Genomic DNA, 16,388 nt, shown 5'->3' with positions numbered 1-16,388 from the left:
AGCTGCTTTCACCCTTTTTTATTTTATTTTCTTGTAAGGAAGATGCCATCCTCTGCAGCGTCAATTTCAACGTGATCGTTTTCCTTGACCTTCTCTGCGATTATTTCTCTTGCCAATGCTGTTTCAACCGTTCTTTGCAGGAAACGTCTGAGCGGCCTTGCTCCAAATACAGGGTCGAAGCCATTTACTGCAATATATTCACCGGCACGGTCTGTCATGCTTATGCTGATATGCTGGTCAGAAAGTCTGCTTTGCAATTGACTGATAAGCTTTAAGACAATTTCTTTTATTTCCTTTAATGCCAATGGCTTAAATAAAATAATTTCATCAATCCGATTCAAGAATTCAGGGCGAAAATGTCCTTTTAATTGATTCATGACACCATCTCTGATGTGCTCAGGAATGGAATCGGAATCTTTGCCCTCGAGCAGAAGATGGGAGCCAATATTAGAGGTCATGATAATGACCGTATTCTTAAAATCAACTACCCTTCCTTGTGAATCGGTGATTCTTCCATCATCAAGCACTTGGAGCAGGATGTTGAAAACCTCTGGGTGGGCTTTTTCCACTTCATCCAGCAATACGACACTATAAGGCTTTCTTCTGATTGCCTCGGTTAGCTGTCCGCCTTCTTCGTATCCAACGTACCCTGGAGGTGCTCCAATTAAACGGGAAACAGCATGTTTTTCCATATATTCCGACATATCAATCCGAATGATTTGTTCTTCACTGTCAAACAAACTGGAGGCCAACGCTTTCGCTAGCTCGGTTTTGCCGACACCTGTCGGTCCTAGGAACAAAAACGAACCAATCGGCCTATTTGGATCTTTGATGCCTGCTCGTGCTCTTAATACAGCATCACTGACAAGCTTAACAGCCTCGGCTTGCCCTACCACTCTTTCATGCAGGATGCTTTCAAGACGAAGAAGCTTCTCTCTCTCCTTCTCCATAAGCTTAGTAACAGGAATTCCAGTCCATCTCGCTACAATTGCAGATATCTCCTGCTCTGTTACTTCTTCCCTAAGCAGCCTTTCTCCTTTTTTTGTGCTGGTCTTATTTTCAAGCTGCTCTAATTCTTTCTCTAATGCAGGGATGCTGCCGTGTCTGAGTTCAGCTGCTTTATTTAAGTCATAATTATTTTCTGCTTCTTCCAATTCTCTGCGTTTTCTTTCTAATTCTTCTTTTTTCGCCTGAACATTTAACAGACCTTCTTTTTCAAGCTGCCATTTAGCCTGAAGTGCATTTGCCTTTTCACGCAAATTGGAGACTTCCTTGTTTATCACAAGCAGCCTTTCCTTACTTAGCGGGTCTTCTTCCCCTTTTAAGGCAGCTTCTTCAATCTCTAGCTGCATGATTTTTCTTGTCAGCTCATCGATTTCAATTGGCATAGAATCTATCTCTGTCCTAATCATCGCACAAGCTTCATCTATTAAATCAATTGCTTTATCCGGAAGGAATCTGTCTGTTATATAGCGGTCTGATAAGGTTGCTGCAGCGATAATTGCTCTATCTTGAATAGAAACACCATGGTGTATTTCAAATCTTTCCTTCAGTCCTCTAATAATAGATACTGTATCCTCTACCGTCGGCTCAGCAACTAAAACCTGCTGAAATCTTCGCTCTAATGCTGGATCTTTTTCGATATATTGTCGATGTTCATCTAAGGTTGTCGCCCCGATGCAATGAAGCTCACCTCTTGCAAGCATCGGCTTAAGCATGTTTCCCGCATCCATTGCTCCATCTGTTTTTCCTGCGCCGACAATTGTATGAAGCTCATCAATAAACAGGATGATTCTGCCTTCACTATTTTTCACTTCTTGCAGGACCGCTTTAAGCCGCTCCTCGAACTCTCCCCTGAATTTTGCTCCAGCGATAAGGGCACCCATATCTAACGAGAAAATAGTCTTATCTTTCAGTCCTTCAGGTACGTCCTTTCTGACAATTCGCTGAGCAAGACCCTCGACAATCGCCGTTTTGCCGACGCCAGGCTCTCCGATTAATACTGGATTATTCTTTGTTTTTCTCGATAAAATTCTAATAACATGCCTAATTTCATTATCTCTGCCAATGACAGGGTCCACTTTTCCTTCTTTCACATCTGCTACAAGATCCCTGCCGTATTTGGAAAGGGCCTCATAAGATGCTTCTGGGTTTTTACTAGTCACTCTTTGGCTCCCCCTTATATCTTTAATTTTTATTCTGACCTGTTGGCTGTTTATGCCGATTTTATCAAATAGACTGCGCACTGCCGAGTTTCCGACAGCAAAGACAGCGAGCAGTATATGCTCGACTGAAAGATAATCATCACTCCATTTTTCCTGCTCTTTTTCTGCTTCATGCAGGACTTGCTGTAGTGTATTGGTTATATAAATGGAACTAGACTGATTACCGCTAAGTGTAACCTTAGGCTTCTTATCAATTTCCTTCAAAAGCTCCTGCCGTACCAACTCTGTGTCTTTATCCAGTTTTTGCAATACAGAATCCAGCAAATTATCGGGACGCTCTAAAATTGCCAGAAATAGGTGAATATCATCTATTTCTTGATGGTTCTGTTTAAGGGCGAATGCTTGGGCATCACTAAAAGCTTGTTGCACTCTTTCCGTCATCATCTCAGGATTCATAAAAAAGCACCTCTTTTGACCATATTTGACCTTTACTTTTATTATAGTATTTCTTCTCCATATGTAAAGCCATCCGAATGATCGGATGGCCATTTTTTATTTATTAAACCCGGCTTAGTTACGGCCTTCTTTGGTATGACCAAAGGCGGTTATGGTTCGATGTTTCTGGGAAACGATCTCCAGCTTTCAATTTCAGTTTTTGGGGATTATTGACATTACTTCCTGTTTCACCGATTTCTATATACACACCGTTATTCGGGGCTTTCTGCCCTGGTCGAAACTGTCTATTTTGTCCCATATAAACCCTCCTAAGCTTTAAAGATCCACAGTGTCTTCCATGAACTGCATTATTATTATTTCCCGTTTTTCCAAGCTAATAACGGAAATTATTAACTTCATTAACGCTAATTTATTATTAGTTTAGTGGAGATAATAAGCATAAAGAAAAAAGCCTATCGAAATAGGCTTTAGAAACTTAACTCAATAATTCAACAAGCAATGCTTTTTGGGCATGCATTCTGTTCCCTGCTTCTTGAAATACGTACGAGTTCGGTCCGTCAATGATTTCAGCTGTTACTTCCTCTTCCCTGTGTGCAGGCAGGCAGTGAAGGAACATGTAATCAGCTTTAGCATGTGCGACGAGCTCTTTATTAACTTGGAAACCTTGGAAATCCTTTAGTCTTTGTTCGTTTTCTTCTTCTTGACCCATGCTGGTCCAAACGTCTGCATAGATAGCATCTGCATCTTTCACTGCTTCCACTGGATCTTGGACAATGGAAACGGCGCTGCCGCTTATCATTGCAAAGCTTTTTGCTAAAGCAACAATTTCCTCGTTCGGCTTATAATTTGCTGGTGTTGCTACAGCGATATCTATTCCAACTTTTGCGCAAGCAATCATGAGCGAATGTGCGACATTATTTCCATCGCCAATATAAGCTAGCTTCAGCCCTTGCAGAGTCCCCTTCACCTCAAGAATAGTCAGCAAATCAGCCAGCGCTTGGCATGGATGATGAAGATCTGTTAATCCATTAATGACAGGGATTGTAGCATGTTCTGCCAATTCTTCGACCGTTTCATGTGCAAATGTTCTAATCATAATCGCATCCACATATTGAGATAAAACCTTTGCCGTATCAGAAATAGGTTCTCCTCTTCCAATTTGCAAGTCGCGGGAGCTTAAGAAAAGGGCCTGCCCCCCGAGCTGAAACATTCCAGTTTCAAAGGAAACTCTTGTTCTTGTTGAGGACTTTTCAAAAATCATTCCCAGCGTTTTTCCTTTTAATGGTGTGATTATTTCTCCATTTAAATGTGCTTCTTTCAATTCCTTCGCTTTATTAACAAGCTCGACAATTGTCTCTGAAGAGTATTCAGCCAATGTGAGTAAGTCTTTGCCCTTCAAGTCTGTTAGTGACGTTAATATCATACGGTGCTCACACCCTTTTTCGATTTATTATGCCATTCATTAATAGATTGGACAGAAATAGAGTCTGCTTTAAAGGACTCAATGAATGCCTCTAAGCTTTCCTGTTGTGTAAATGTAATTAGACGATTTCTTGTTGCTGTTTCACGGAGAAGCTTGTCATCTGCTCCATTTTCTGGGTTATAAAACGCGACTGTTTGGTCTTCAGCCAACAGCGGTCCAGCTTCCTCTGCTGTTTTTACTGTTAATCCAACTGCCTCTGCCTTTTGCTTTATAGCAATGTCGAAGTTGTCAGATTTTATGATAATTTGTTTATTCTCGACTTTTTTCAATGTCGGATGGAATACCTTTTTCAAGCCTTCTGCTATTGAATCTGCAAGAGCAATTCCTTCCCCGGTAGATCTCATTTCCGGACCGACTTTGGAATCAAGTCCTTTGAGAGCATAATTTGAATAAACTGGGTATTTAATGCAGACAAAGTCGAGATCATTCTTGAAGGTTTTCTCTTCTTCTGACAAATTATATTTCCCGAGCAATATTTTTGTCGCAATTTGAACTAATGGGACACCTGTCACCTTGCTGACAATTGGAACGGTTCTGCTTGCACGTGGATTTACTTCTAATACATATACCTTCTCGCCATCAATAATATATTGAATGTTCATAAGACCTTTGTATTTTGTATTGCCGACAATCTTTTTCGCATATGTCAGCATTTTGTCTTGTACAGACTCTGTCAGAGTTTGGGCCGGTAGCATCGAAAGACTGTCACCAGAATGGACACCTGTCTTTTCGATATGCTCCATGATTGCTGGAACACATATGTTTTCTCCATCTGCTGCCAAATCCAATTCTGCTTCATACGCCTCTAGGAATTGATCAACAAGGACTGGATAAGGAATGTCTGTTTGCAGATAAGCATTCAAATCATCGTCATTATTGATTCTTTCCATCCCTTTTCCACCGATAACATAGGAAGGTCTAATGAGGACAGGGTAAGTCAATTTATTCACAGCAGTTAGCAAGCCTGCTTCGTCAAAGGCAATATCTCCTTCGATATGAGGAATGCTTTCTTCATCAAGCATTTGATAAAACAGATCTCTGTCTTCTAAAACATCAATTGTTTTGCTGTCTGTGCCGAGAATTTTCACACCGTATTCTTCTAATCCTTTTGCCACATTTATGGCAGTCTGTCCGCCAAGCTGAACGATTGCTTCTTTAATTCCCTCTGAATCTACGACATTCATAATATCTTCGATTGTCAGTGGTTCAAAATACAATCTGTCTGCTGTCGCAAAGTCTGTGCTCACCGTTTCTGGATTATTATTGATGATGATGGTTTCGATATTTTCCTGCTTTAAAGCAAATACACCATGAACAGAGCAGTAATCAAATTCAATCCCTTGACCGATGCGAATCGGACCGCTGCCGATAACAAGCACTTTACGCTTGCTGCTTTCTGTCTGCTCGTTCTCTCCATAATAAGTGGAATAGTAGTAGTTCGTTTTTGCTTCAAATTCTGCTGCACATGTATCAACCATTTTATACACAGGCAATATACCGAGAGCTTTGCGTTTGTTGCGCACATCCTGTTCTGTACACTGCCATGCTGCTGCAAGGAATGCATCGCTGAATCCTTTTTCTTTCCATAACTGCAATGCTTCTTCTCCTGCTTCTTCAAGAGAAGTGGAAAGAATAGCCTTCTCCATCTTTACAAGCCCATGGAAAATCTGTAGGAAGAACAAATCGATTTTCGTTAAGTGATGGATTGCTTCCATCGTTTCTCCTCTGCGGAGCAATTCTAACAACACAAAAAATCTTTCATCTGTTTGATCTTTAGCCTTTGCATACAATTCATCTGTACTTGCAGCAGCTATTCCGGGAACAGTCAAATCATTCCCTTTAATTTCCAAAGATCGAATTGCTTTTAACAGCGCTCTTTCAATATTGCGGTCAATTCCCATAACTTCTCCAGTTGCCTTCATCTGTGTTCCCAGCTTTCTAGTAACACTTGGGAACTTGTCAAATGGCCATTTTGGAAATTTAACAACTGCATAATCAAGAGCTGGTTCAAAGCTCGCAAACGTATCTCCTGTAACTGGGTTCACGATTTCATTAAGTGTATAACCAACCGCCAATTTCGCTGCCATTCTGGCAATCGGGTACCCTGTCGCCTTTGAAGCAAGTGCTGACGATCTGCTGACCCGTGGATTGACTTCAATCAAATAATACTTCTTGCTGTTCGGATCAAGAGCAAACTGAATATTGCAGCCGCCGATAATTCCTAAGGCAGAAATAATTTTAATAGAAGCAGAGCGAAGCATTTGGTATTCTACATCCGTCAATGTCTGTGAAGGAGCAACAACGATACTGTCACCTGTATGGATACCGACTGGGTCAATATTTTCCATATTACAAATCGTGATACATGTATTCATGCTGTCACGCATTACCTCATATTCGACTTCCTTAAAGCCAGCAATGCTTCTTTCCACTAGACATTGGCCGATGGCACTTTCTTTAAGACCGCCGCTGACAAGTCTTTTAAACTCCTCCATATCGTCAGCAATTCCGCCGCCTGTTCCTCCTAAAGTGTAAGCAGGGCGTACGATAATGGGGAATCCAATTTCTTCCGCAAACTCAATTGCTTCTTCTACTAAATGAACGATTTTGCTTTCTGGAACTGGTTCATTCAATTCATACATGAGCTGGCGGAATGCTTCACGATCCTCTCCCTTTTTAATGGATTCGATCGAGCTTCCTAACAGCTTAACATCGTATTTTTCAAGGATTCCTTGTTCACTTAATTGGAAGGCAAGATTTAAACCTGTTTGCCCGCCTAATGTTGCAAGCAAGCCATCAGGCTGTTCCTTTGCAATAATCATTTCCAATACATCTGGAGTAAGCGGTTCGAAATAAATCGAATCTGCAAAGGTTTGATCTGTCATGATGGTCGCTGGATTATTATTGACAAGGATGACCTGGTAGCCCTCCTCCTTTAATGCCATGCATGCTTGTGTGCCAGCATAATCAAACTCTGCCGCTTGCCCAATAACAATAGGGCCTGAACCAATTACTAATATTTTTTTAATACTGTTGTCTTTAGGCATATGCAAAAACTCTCCCATTGTTTGCTTTAACATTTTCTATAAATTCATCAAATATATAATGGCCCTCTGAAGGTCCAGGATTTGCTTCCGGATGGAACTGCACTGTCTGCAAAGGATACACATTATGTGTCATACCTTCGACAGAATTATCATGCAAGTTAAAGAATCTTGCCTCACAGCCAGTGTTTGCTAGACTGCCTTCTTCCACCACATAGCTGTGGTTTTGTGAGGACATAATCACTTTGTTATTTCGCTTATCATAAACAGGATGATTTGCCCCTCTGTGTCCGAATGACAGCTTTGTTGTGTCACCGCCAAGAGCTAATGCTGCCAGCTGGTGACCAAGGCAAATTCCTAATGTAGGATAAGCTTGAATTAACTGTTTTATAGTCGGCAATACACTCGTTAGCTCTTTGGGATCTCCAGGTCCGTTTGACAACAAAATTCCATCTGGCTGCAGTTTCTTAACTGCTTCAAATGCTGTGTCATAAGGTACGACGGTTACCTTACAGCCTCTCTCCACAAGGGCATCGAGCATGCTTTCCTTTTTGCCGAAATCGACCAGCACGATATGGTAGTCGCCTTCGCTGTATGTTTGCTGTGCCTTTTCTGACACTTTCGGTACCTTCGAATCCTTTATTAATGAGAAGCCTGCTTTATCAACTTCCCCGTTTCCTGAAAGAATGGCAGGCATGGAGCCTTCCGTACGGATGTTCTTCACGATTGATCTTGTATCAACATGGCTCAGCAAAGGAATATCCCATTTCTCCAAATATTCAGCAAGTGAATGTTGTGACTGATAATGATAAGCCTGCTTGTTTGCTTCATAAACGATTACACCTTTAACATGCGGCTTTTTACTCTCAAAATCTTCTTTGTTAATGCCATAGTTTCCTATAAGCGGATACGTAAAGACGATGATTTGATCTTTATAAGAAGGATCTGTTAAAACCTCCTGATATCCTGTCATTCCTGTAAAGAAGACGATTTCTCCACAAATTTCTTCCATTGCGTTTGTAACGAATTTTCCTTTATATTTCGCTCCATTGCTTAAATGCAAGTATCCTTCCATCTTTAGCACACCTCTATAAGTCTTGTATATTTATTTTAAATTTCTTATAATTATACATCACACTGCAAAAAAATACATCTTAAATTGCAATATTGCTGTAAATTTTTAGTTTGCTTGCTAATATTTCTACTGCTTCCTTTAACTGTTCTGTAGTTATATTCAAGCTTGGTAAAAGTCGTATTACCTTTTCTCCTGCATTCAGAACAATCAAGCCCGATTCTCTTAAGTCACTAAGCACATTGGCTACAGGTACTTCAAGTTCAATTCCTATCATCAAACCTAATCCGCGGATATCCTTTACCGCTGTATTTTCCTTCAGATTTTCTGTTAACAGGCTAATAAGAAATTCGCTTTTTTGCTCTACTTCTTGCAGAAAGCTTTCTTCAAAAATAATCTCCATTGTTTTTGTCGCTGCTGCCATTGCCAGAGGATTGCCTCCAAATGTAGTGCCATGACTTCCAGGTCCAAAAAATTCTACTAATTCTTGTTTCGCTGCAATTGCTCCGACTGGAAGGCCATTTGCTAACCCTTTAGCCGATGTGATGATATCGGGATTTAAGGAAAAATGCTGAAATGCAAATGGTTTTCCTGTTCTGCCGATTCCTGTTTGAATCTCATCTATGATTAACAATGCACCTTTGCTTTTTGCTAGCGCTTCTGCTTCTTGCAGAAATTCTTGACTAGCTACATGAATGCCGCCTTCACCTTGAACAATCTCAAGCATGACTGCCGCAACTTCATCTGTCAGCACAGCTTTTAATGCATCTATATCGTTAAATGGCACATATACGAACGTTTCAAGCATTGGACCAAAGCCATGCTTAATTTTCTCTTGCCCTGTTGCCGACATTGCTGCAAAGGTTCTGCCGTGGAAGGACTGCTCAAATGTGATAATTTTTGTTTTGCCGGTAGCTTTTCTTGCAAGCTTGATTGCTGCTTCATTTGCTTCTGCACCACTGTTGGCAAAGAATACTGCATCCATTGAACTTGCTTTCGCCAATGCTTCGGCTGCTTTTTCCTGTATTTCTACCGGAAAAAGATTAGAAACATGCCAGAATTTTTCCAGTTGTGCTTCAACTGCTGCCTTTACCTCTTCATGGCAATGGCCGAGATTGCAAACACCGATACCTGCAGTAAGATCCAAATATTTCTTACCTTCTGTACTGTACATATAGCTTCCTTTAGCTGATGCTGGCTCAATTTCCCATTTAGAATAAGTAGGAAATAAATGACTCATTTACATAACCTCCGCTTTCGCTACAATTTTTGTTCCGTTCCATCTCTCATCTGCATAAAATTCTTTTTTTCCTGATACGATCATGGCACTGTTTAAGCCACTGTCAATAGCAGCTAACGCGGAAGTAACTTTCGGGACCATACCTCCTGTAATCTGCCCTTGTTCAATATACTGCAGCACTTCTTCTTTTCCTATTAAACTGGCAATATCTCCATCAATGATAATGCCGTCTACGTCTGTTACAAAAAGACATTGCTCAACCTTTAAGCTTTTAGCAACAGCTGAAGCAGCATAATCTGCATTAATGTTCAGCTTAATGCCTTCTGCTGTAATTCCAAGGGGAGTCACAACTGGAATATAGCCTTCTTCTAACAGTCTTAAGATTAGCTTATTGTTTACTTCCTCCACATTGCCAACAAACCCAAGATTTTCTTCATCGATAATACTTGCTGTAAGACAGTTGTCATCCGTTCCGTTTAAGCCGACTGCATAAAGATTATTCTTCCTTAATAAATCGACCAGTTTCCTGTTGGTTTTTCCAGAAAGGACCATCTCCACAACTGCAAGGGCCTCTTTTGTTGTTTTTCGCAGCCCATTATGAAATTCGGCTTTTACAGATAATAAATCAAGCATTTCATTGATGTCAGGGCCGCCGCCGTGGACAAATATAATGTGAAAGCCATCTTGTTGCAGTTTTTTTATGCTGGTGAAGAATCCTTCGGAAAGCTGATCAATGACGCTTCCTCCACATTTAATAAGTATTGTCTTCATCACGTGCACACTCCTATGTTCGATAGCTTGCATTGATTTTGACATAATCATAGGACAGGTCGCATCCCCATGCTGTTCCTTGTTTGTCGCCATTATGCAAATCAACATGAACTTGAATATAGTCCTTGCTCAAATAGTCAATTGCTTCTTCTTCCGAAAAGCTTTGCGGCTCACTGTTCTTCAGCATAGTAATCGGTCCGATTGCAATATCTACAGAAGCTGGGTTTACATCCGTTTTCGTTTGGCCGATAGCTGTAATGATTCTGCCCCAGTTTGCATCAGATCCATACATCGCTGTTTTCACGAGGTTGGAACCGACAATCTGTTTAGAAATAACTCTTGCTTCTTCCTCTGTCTTACAGCCCTTCACATTTACTTCGATTAATTTCGTAGCACCCTCGCCATCTTTGGCAATTTGCTTTGCAAGACTTTCACATGAAGCAGATAACAAGTCAACAAATACAGGATAATCAGGGTGGTCTAAAGTAAGCTCTTCATTTTTTGCACATCCGTTTGCCATTACAAGCACTGTATCGTTTGTGGATGTATCTCCATCAACAGTGATTTGATTAAAGGATGTTGGAATCACTGTACTTAATGCTGTCTGCAGCACATCTGAAGATATATTCGCATCTGTTGTCAGGAAGCCAAGCATTGTCGCCATATTAGGATGAATCATGCCAGATCCTTTGGCAGCTCCGCCGATAGTAACTGTCTTGCCACCAATTTCAGCTGTAAAGCAGCATTTTTTCATGACTAAATCTGTTGTTAAAATAGCCTCTTGGAAACTGTCTGCATCCTCTTGTGTATTTCCAAAGATAAGCTGACTGATTCCTGCTTCGATTTTATCCATCTTCAAGTATTCGCCTATAACACCCGTTGAGGAAACAGCTACATACTCTTGTTTTGTTCCGAGATGATTTGCCAGCAATTCGCGCATTTTATAAGCATCAATTAAGCCTTTTTCACCAGTACAGGCATTTGCACAGGCGCTGTTAACAACAACTGCTTGAATGAGCTTTTCTGATTTAATAGACTCCTGCGTCACCTTTAGCGGCGCTGCTTGGAAATGACTCATTGTGTAAACTGCTGCACAGCTTGCAGGTGCTTCGCTCACAATCGCTCCCAAATCTTTTTTATTGTAACGCAGCCCAGCGTGCAAACCTGCCGCTTTAAAACCAGCTGGTGTGACAATGCTGCCATTCACTAGTTCTTTTATTTGAGAGGTTTGCTCTCCATTTGATACAACCTGCATAAATACTCCTCCTTATGGATACATCGGCACAAAATTCAAGCCCGTACATTCATCCAAGCCGAACATAATGTTCGCGTTTTGTACTGCTTGCCCTGCAGCGCCTTTCATTAAATTGTCAATTACTGATATAATAGTTAGTCTTTTAGTTCTTTCATCAAGATGAATGCCGATATCGCAATAGTTGGAACCATTAACCTCTTTAATGGAAGGATAATTACCTATTGGCCTCACCCGTACGAAAGGTTTGTCTTTATATGCCTCCATAAACAGTTCATGTATTTGCTCTGCTGTATTTTCTTCCTTTAGAGAAGCATAAATAGTCGCCATAATTCCTCTGTTTACAGGAAGCAAATGTGTCGAAAAAGTAACAGGACGGATAGAGTCATTCCAGTCTGTCAGCTGCTGCTCTATTTCAGGAATATGCTGATGTTCATTCACTTTATATATTTTTAAATTTTCATTCATTTCTGCAAGCATAGTCCCCCTAGACGGTGTCCTGCCTGCACCAGAGATTCCTGATTTCGCATCAATTATGATGCTGTCCGGCTTAACAAGATTTTCTTTAATAACAGGTGCTAACCCAAGCAATGTTGCAGTCGGATAACAACCCGGATTAGATAACCAATCTGCCTTTGCGATTTTTTCTTTATTCCACTCAGACAAACCATAGACAAACTTGCTGACCACTTCACTAGAAGCCGGCTGTTTTTTATACCAGTTCTGATAATCATCTAAATTTCGAAGACGCATGTCACCAGATAAATCAACGATCTTGATTGGTTTATCTGCAAAATCACTAATAAGTTTGCTTGATACACCAGACGGCGTAGCAAAAAAGACAACATCACAATTCTCTGCAATAAGAGAGGAATCTACTTTTTCTAATTTATTTTCAACGATGCCATATAAATGGGGATATTCATTCCATACAGGGACTTCATCCCTTGTTGTATGGACAGAGTGAATAGAAAATTCAGGGTGATTAGCTAAAACCCTCATCAATTCAGCTCCGCCATATCCAGTTGTGCCGATAATTGCAGCTTTCATCATTTCCTCCTTCTACAGGAAACTCTGTATATTTAATCATTTTTATTTATAAATATTAATATTCGATTCTCTTATTATAAAAACTTAGCATTATAAAATCAACCGTTTTTCAAAAAAGAATTAATTTTCTATTTTCTTTACTAATGATATGTGCCATGGTGTTGTCTTGCCCTTTCTTTTTACATAAAAAAAGAAAAACACCTATTCTTAAAAAGAACAGGTGTTTTAACGTTATTTATCAATTAACATTTCCTTCTAACATTATCACTTGCACACGATCTCCGGCCTTGTAGCCAGTTTGTCCTCCTGGCAGGACAGTCAACGCATTAGCATGGCTAAGGCTGCTGACAATATTGGACTTATCTGTCCCGCTTGGTCCAGTATATAATACATCTTCATCCAGGAAGGTTCTGCTTCTAATAAATCTTGTGAACGCATTGGAAGTCAGGAAATCCGCTGTCAGTATGGCAGTCGCAGTTGGCAAATGCGGTTTTTCTGCAAACAGCATCGTTCTGACAATTGGCCGGGCAAAAAGCTCAAAGCCGACGAAACATGCAGATGGATTTCCAGAAAGGCCAAACAGAAGCTTGCCATCAAGGCTTGCCACTGTAGTCACACTGCCTGGGCGCATGGCAATCTTGTTAAAAAGCACTTCTGCTCCTAATTTTTGATAAATAACGGGCAGCAGATCAAAATCACCGACAGAAACGCCTCCCGTTGTCACTAGAATATCGACAGCATTTAAGCTCTCTTTAATAGCTTCATAGCTATCTTCCAATATATCTGCAAGCTTCCCAAAATATACAGCTTCAGCTCCAGCCTGCTTAATTTGTGCCATTACCATATAAGCATTGCTGTTCCTGATTTTGCCCTCCTCTAAAGGTTCATTAACCTCAAGCAGTTCACTTCCTGTTGCGAAAACGCCGATTTTTGGTTTTTTCGCAACAGGTACTTGCTCATAGCCGAATGTTGCCAACAGAGCAACAATACCAGGGTTAATTTTCGTTCCTTTTTGTACAAGGACTTCGCCCTCTTGTACATCCTCCCCTTTATAAGAGATGTTTTCCCCCATTTGCACTTGCTTAGTAACAGTAATATACGGTTTGCCGTCAACTGAAGATTCAGCCACATCCTCCAGCATGACAACAGCATCACAATCCTTAGGCAGCATTGCTCCTGTCATGATTCTGACAGCCTCGTTCTTGCCGATGTTTTTTTTGCATACATACCCTGCACCAATTTCGTCGATTACTTCCAAGATGAGTGGATTTTCCTCTGTACAGCAAGCACTAGCCTTTGATAGAAATGCATATCCATCATATGCGCTTCTATCAAACCTTGGAATATCGTGGTCGGCCTTTATGTCTTCTGCCAGAAATCGGTCACTGCTGTCAAAGATCGAAACATATTCCGTTTTCCCCGCCAGCTTACAATCCATTACTTTCTTTACTGCTTCCTCCACCGCTATCGGAGTTCTTCTTTCCACCATCTCATTTCCCTCTTCTCTAACCGCCAATATAGGACATTTCTATCTTACTGTTGCTTCCCTTTGCCTCAGCTGTTCGCAAATCAGAATATCTGTCTGCTCTTGCTTGCCATATACTTTTAATATAATTCAGCAGTTCCTCATCTGCAGCGCCGTTTCTTATGAAGGATTTTAAGTCATGACCATTACCATTAAACAGGCAAGTATATAATTTTCCGTCTGCTGATATCCGTGATCTTGTGCAGCTTGAACAAAAAGATTCTGTCACAGAAGTAATGAATCCGACATATGTACTGCTTCCTTTATATAAATACTTTTTTGCCACTTCCCCATAATAATCAGGCTCTGCTTCTATTAATTCAAACTCTGTTTTTAATATATCTATGATTTCCTTTTTTGAAACAACTTCATCCCATTTCCAGCCATTCGTGCTGCCAACATCCATATATTCAATGAAACGCAGCTCAATCTCCTCTTCTCCGCAAAACTTCGCCATCGGAATAATTTCTGACTCATTCAGTCCCTTTTTGACGACCATATTGATCTTAACTCCAAGCCCGGCTCCTTTAGCTGCTTCAATCCCCTTTTTAACAGGATTGGTACCAACATTTCTGCCATTAATACTCCCAAACAGCTCATCATTCAAACTGTCTAGGCTGATATTAACACGTTGTAAGCCCGCCTCTTTAAGTGCTTTAGCATGCCGCGGCAAAAAAATTCCATTTGTCGTTAAAGCAATATCCTTGAGTCCGTCAATCTGCATGAGTTTTTCGATGAACAAGTGGAGATCCTTCCGAAGCAAAGGCTCCCCTCCAGTCAGGCGGATTTTCTCCACACCAAGTGACACAAAAGTCTTGGCCAACCGCTCCAGCTCAGTGAATGAAAGCAGTTCTCCTTGCGGCAGAAAGGCATAATCCTTCCCAAATATTTCTGCAGGCATGCAATAACTGCAGCGCAAATTACAACGGTCAATCACACTTATTCTCAAATCTCTGAGCGGCCTATTAAGCAAATCCTTCATTTGATGACAGTCACCTCCGGATTATTATATTCGCCGAATATTCCAAAAAAATATAATAAAATAAGGGAGACATCTCTCCCTTACGACATTCTTATTGCACGCCTAATGCGATTTTTGCATATCTTGACATTCTGTCTTTCGTCCATGCTGGCGTCCAGACAATGTTTACTTCAGTTTCCTTTACTTCAGGTATGTCTGTCAATGCTGCTTTAACTTGATCAACAATTACTCCTGCAAGCGGACATCCCATTGCTGTAAGTGTCATCGTTACTGTGAGCACCCCTGATTCATTCAAGTCAAGGTCATATACTAGACCAAGATTAACAATATCCACACCTAATTCTGGGTCGATTACAAGCTCTAATGCACCCATAATATTATCTTTTAATGCTTCTTCCATTTTACACCCACTCCTTTATACTTCTTTATATAACAGACCCCATCTATTGGATCTTATTTCCTTCTTACATACTTCTATCTTATCATAACAGAGATTAACTATAGAGAAAAAGAATTCGCATAATCTAGAGCTAAAATAACCGTTTTTTACAAGGAGGCCTGATTTTGCAGGAACTCCTCAAACCATTCAATCGTTCTCAGCATCGCCTTTCTGCTCACCTTATGGCCTGTATGTTCTTCCGTAATATAAGATAGTTTCTCTGGTGTTTCTTCATATAATGGAAGAATTGTTTCATAAAACTGGCGGGAATACATATATGGCACCGTTTCATCCTTCTTTCCATGCCAGAACAGCAACGGTCTGTTTTCCAGCTTTTCAGGCTGTTTGCTTAAATCAAGTTCTCCAAGCCTTTTCAAAAGCCTATCAATTTCCTCTTCAGAAAGTGGAAGCTCATAACCCCGTTTCTTTACTTCCTGAATCGTGTAATTTGCGAACTTCTCATAATACGGCATCCCCATCAGACAAACAGCAGTATTAATCCATGGATAGCGGCTTAAGGCACCTAATGTAACAATTCCGCCCATGCTTGTTCCAACAAGACCAATTTTATCTTCTTGTATAAGTCCTTTTGCTTCAAAATAATGCTTAACATGCTCAATGTCTTCGATTGTTTGCAGCACAATATCCCAAAACTGCATATTCAGCTGCATTCCTGACAGATTTGCCTCTCTTTCGCCATGATAAAGGGCATCAGGCAGAACAATTCGAAATCCTTTTTCTGCTAGGTTATAAGCAAAATGGAGATTATGCTCCTTTGCACTCGTAAAGCCATGTATAAATTGGATAAAAGGAAGGGGCTGATCATAACTTTCTTTTGCGACAATATGCAGGATTGGTACGTCATTAATTTTTATTTTTTCGATAATAATCATTTATATGCCTTCCTTT

At 40.5% G+C, this 16,388-nt stretch carries 13 protein-coding genes; all 13 read right to left on the bottom strand.

Annotated elements, in window-relative coordinates; all coding sequences use genetic code 11:
* Nucleotides 1-23: 23 nt before the first annotated feature.
* On the bottom strand, nt 24-2,621 hold the full coding sequence (gene clpB / locus LXM54_RS18375; RefSeq protein WP_233316701.1) for an ATP-dependent chaperone ClpB: 2,598 nt from the start codon (nt 2,619-2,621) through the stop codon (nt 24-26).
* Nucleotides 2,622-2,739: 118 nt separating this feature from the next.
* Nucleotides 2,740-2,919, bottom strand: a complete 180-nt coding sequence (locus LXM54_RS18370) for a YjzC family protein (protein WP_127735956.1) — start codon at nt 2,917-2,919, stop codon at nt 2,740-2,742.
* A gap of 177 nt (nt 2,920-3,096) precedes the next feature.
* Entirely contained in the window at nt 3,097-4,044 is a 948-nt protein-coding gene (argF, locus tag LXM54_RS18365) for an ornithine carbamoyltransferase (protein WP_233316700.1), read from the bottom strand.
* Entirely contained in the window at nt 4,041-7,151 is a 3,111-nt protein-coding gene (locus tag LXM54_RS18360) for a carbamoyl phosphate synthase large subunit (RefSeq protein WP_233316699.1), read from the bottom strand. The genes argF and LXM54_RS18360 overlap by 4 nt, the downstream gene beginning before the upstream one ends.
* Nucleotides 7,144-8,223: a carbamoyl phosphate synthase small subunit gene (locus tag LXM54_RS18355; RefSeq protein ID WP_233316698.1), complete on the bottom strand. Its 1,080-nt coding sequence runs from the start codon at nt 8,221-8,223 to the stop codon at nt 7,144-7,146. Before LXM54_RS18355 ends, LXM54_RS18360 begins: the two co-directional genes overlap by 8 nt.
* Nucleotides 8,224-8,302: 79 nt before the next feature.
* A complete protein-coding gene (locus LXM54_RS18350) occupies nt 8,303-9,460 on the bottom strand; it encodes an acetylornithine transaminase (protein WP_233316697.1) in 1,158 nt (385 codons plus the stop codon).
* Entirely contained in the window at nt 9,461-10,231 is a 771-nt protein-coding gene (gene argB, locus LXM54_RS18345) for an acetylglutamate kinase (protein WP_233316696.1), read from the bottom strand. It abuts the gene before it with no gap.
* 13 nt (nt 10,232-10,244) lie between these two features.
* Complete coding sequence (argJ, locus tag LXM54_RS18340; RefSeq protein ID WP_233316695.1) at nt 10,245-11,486, bottom strand: bifunctional ornithine acetyltransferase/N-acetylglutamate synthase; 1,242 nt, start codon at nt 11,484-11,486, stop codon at nt 10,245-10,247.
* Nucleotides 11,487-11,498: 12 nt separating this feature from the next.
* Nucleotides 11,499-12,533: an N-acetyl-gamma-glutamyl-phosphate reductase gene (gene argC / locus LXM54_RS18335; protein ID WP_233316806.1), complete on the bottom strand. Its 1,035-nt coding sequence runs from the start codon at nt 12,531-12,533 to the stop codon at nt 11,499-11,501.
* Between the two features lie 238 nt (nt 12,534-12,771).
* Entirely contained in the window at nt 12,772-14,022 is a 1,251-nt protein-coding gene (locus LXM54_RS18330) for a molybdopterin molybdotransferase MoeA (RefSeq protein WP_233316694.1), read from the bottom strand.
* Between the two features lie 16 nt (nt 14,023-14,038).
* Nucleotides 14,039-15,040 carry a GTP 3',8-cyclase MoaA gene (gene moaA, locus LXM54_RS18325; protein WP_233316693.1) on the bottom strand — a complete coding sequence of 334 codons (1,002 nt, stop codon included), beginning with the start codon at nt 15,038-15,040 and terminating at the stop codon, nt 14,039-14,041.
* A 91-nt stretch (nt 15,041-15,131) separates the two neighbouring features.
* Nucleotides 15,132-15,440, bottom strand: a complete 309-nt coding sequence (locus LXM54_RS18320; protein ID WP_233316692.1) for a metal-sulfur cluster assembly factor — start codon at nt 15,438-15,440, stop codon at nt 15,132-15,134.
* Nucleotides 15,441-15,586: 146 nt separating this feature from the next.
* Nucleotides 15,587-16,372, bottom strand: coding sequence for an alpha/beta fold hydrolase (locus LXM54_RS18315; RefSeq protein ID WP_233316691.1), 786 nt, complete (start codon nt 16,370-16,372; stop codon nt 15,587-15,589).
* Between the last annotated feature and the right edge of the window lie 16 nt (nt 16,373-16,388).

The organism is Bacillus sp. Au-Bac7, assembly GCF_021341655.1.
In the GTDB taxonomy this organism is placed as follows: Bacteria; Bacillota; Bacilli; order Bacillales; family Cytobacillaceae; genus Niallia.
This window is presented reverse-complemented; position numbering and strand designations above follow the sequence as displayed.

What these genes read in the sequence shown, in the direction of transcription:
- clpB (WP_233316701.1), bottom strand. Translation starts at nt 2,621, where the DNA reads ATGAATCCTGAGATGATGACGGAAAGAGTGCAACAAGCTTTTAGTGAT.
- LXM54_RS18370 (WP_127735956.1), bottom strand. Translation starts at nt 2,919, where the DNA reads ATGGGACAAAATAGACAGTTTCGACCAGGGCAGAAAGCCCCGAATAAC.
- argF (WP_233316700.1), bottom strand. Translation starts at nt 4,044, where the DNA reads ATGATATTAACGTCACTAACAGACTTGAAGGGCAAAGACTTACTCACA.
- LXM54_RS18360 (WP_233316699.1), bottom strand. Translation starts at nt 7,151, where the DNA reads ATGCCTAAAGACAACAGTATTAAAAAAATATTAGTAATTGGTTCAGGC.
- LXM54_RS18355 (WP_233316698.1), bottom strand. Translation starts at nt 8,223, where the DNA reads ATGGAAGGATACTTGCATTTAAGCAATGGAGCGAAATATAAAGGAAAA.
- LXM54_RS18350 (WP_233316697.1), bottom strand. Translation starts at nt 9,460, where the DNA reads ATGAGTCATTTATTTCCTACTTATTCTAAATGGGAAATTGAGCCAGCA.
- argB (WP_233316696.1), bottom strand. Translation starts at nt 10,231, where the DNA reads ATGAAGACAATACTTATTAAATGTGGAGGAAGCGTCATTGATCAGCTT.
- argJ (WP_233316695.1), bottom strand. Translation starts at nt 11,486, where the DNA reads ATGCAGGTTGTATCAAATGGAGAGCAAACCTCTCAAATAAAAGAACTA.
- argC (WP_233316806.1), bottom strand. Translation starts at nt 12,533, where the DNA reads ATGAAAGCTGCAATTATCGGCACAACTGGATATGGCGGAGCTGAATTG.
- LXM54_RS18330 (WP_233316694.1), bottom strand. Translation starts at nt 14,022, where the DNA reads ATGGTGGAAAGAAGAACTCCGATAGCGGTGGAGGAAGCAGTAAAGAAA.
- moaA (WP_233316693.1), bottom strand. Translation starts at nt 15,040, where the DNA reads ATGAAGGATTTGCTTAATAGGCCGCTCAGAGATTTGAGAATAAGTGTG.
- LXM54_RS18320 (WP_233316692.1), bottom strand. Translation starts at nt 15,440, where the DNA reads ATGGAAGAAGCATTAAAAGATAATATTATGGGTGCATTAGAGCTTGTA.
- LXM54_RS18315 (WP_233316691.1), bottom strand. Translation starts at nt 16,372, where the DNA reads ATGATTATTATCGAAAAAATAAAAATTAATGACGTACCAATCCTGCAT.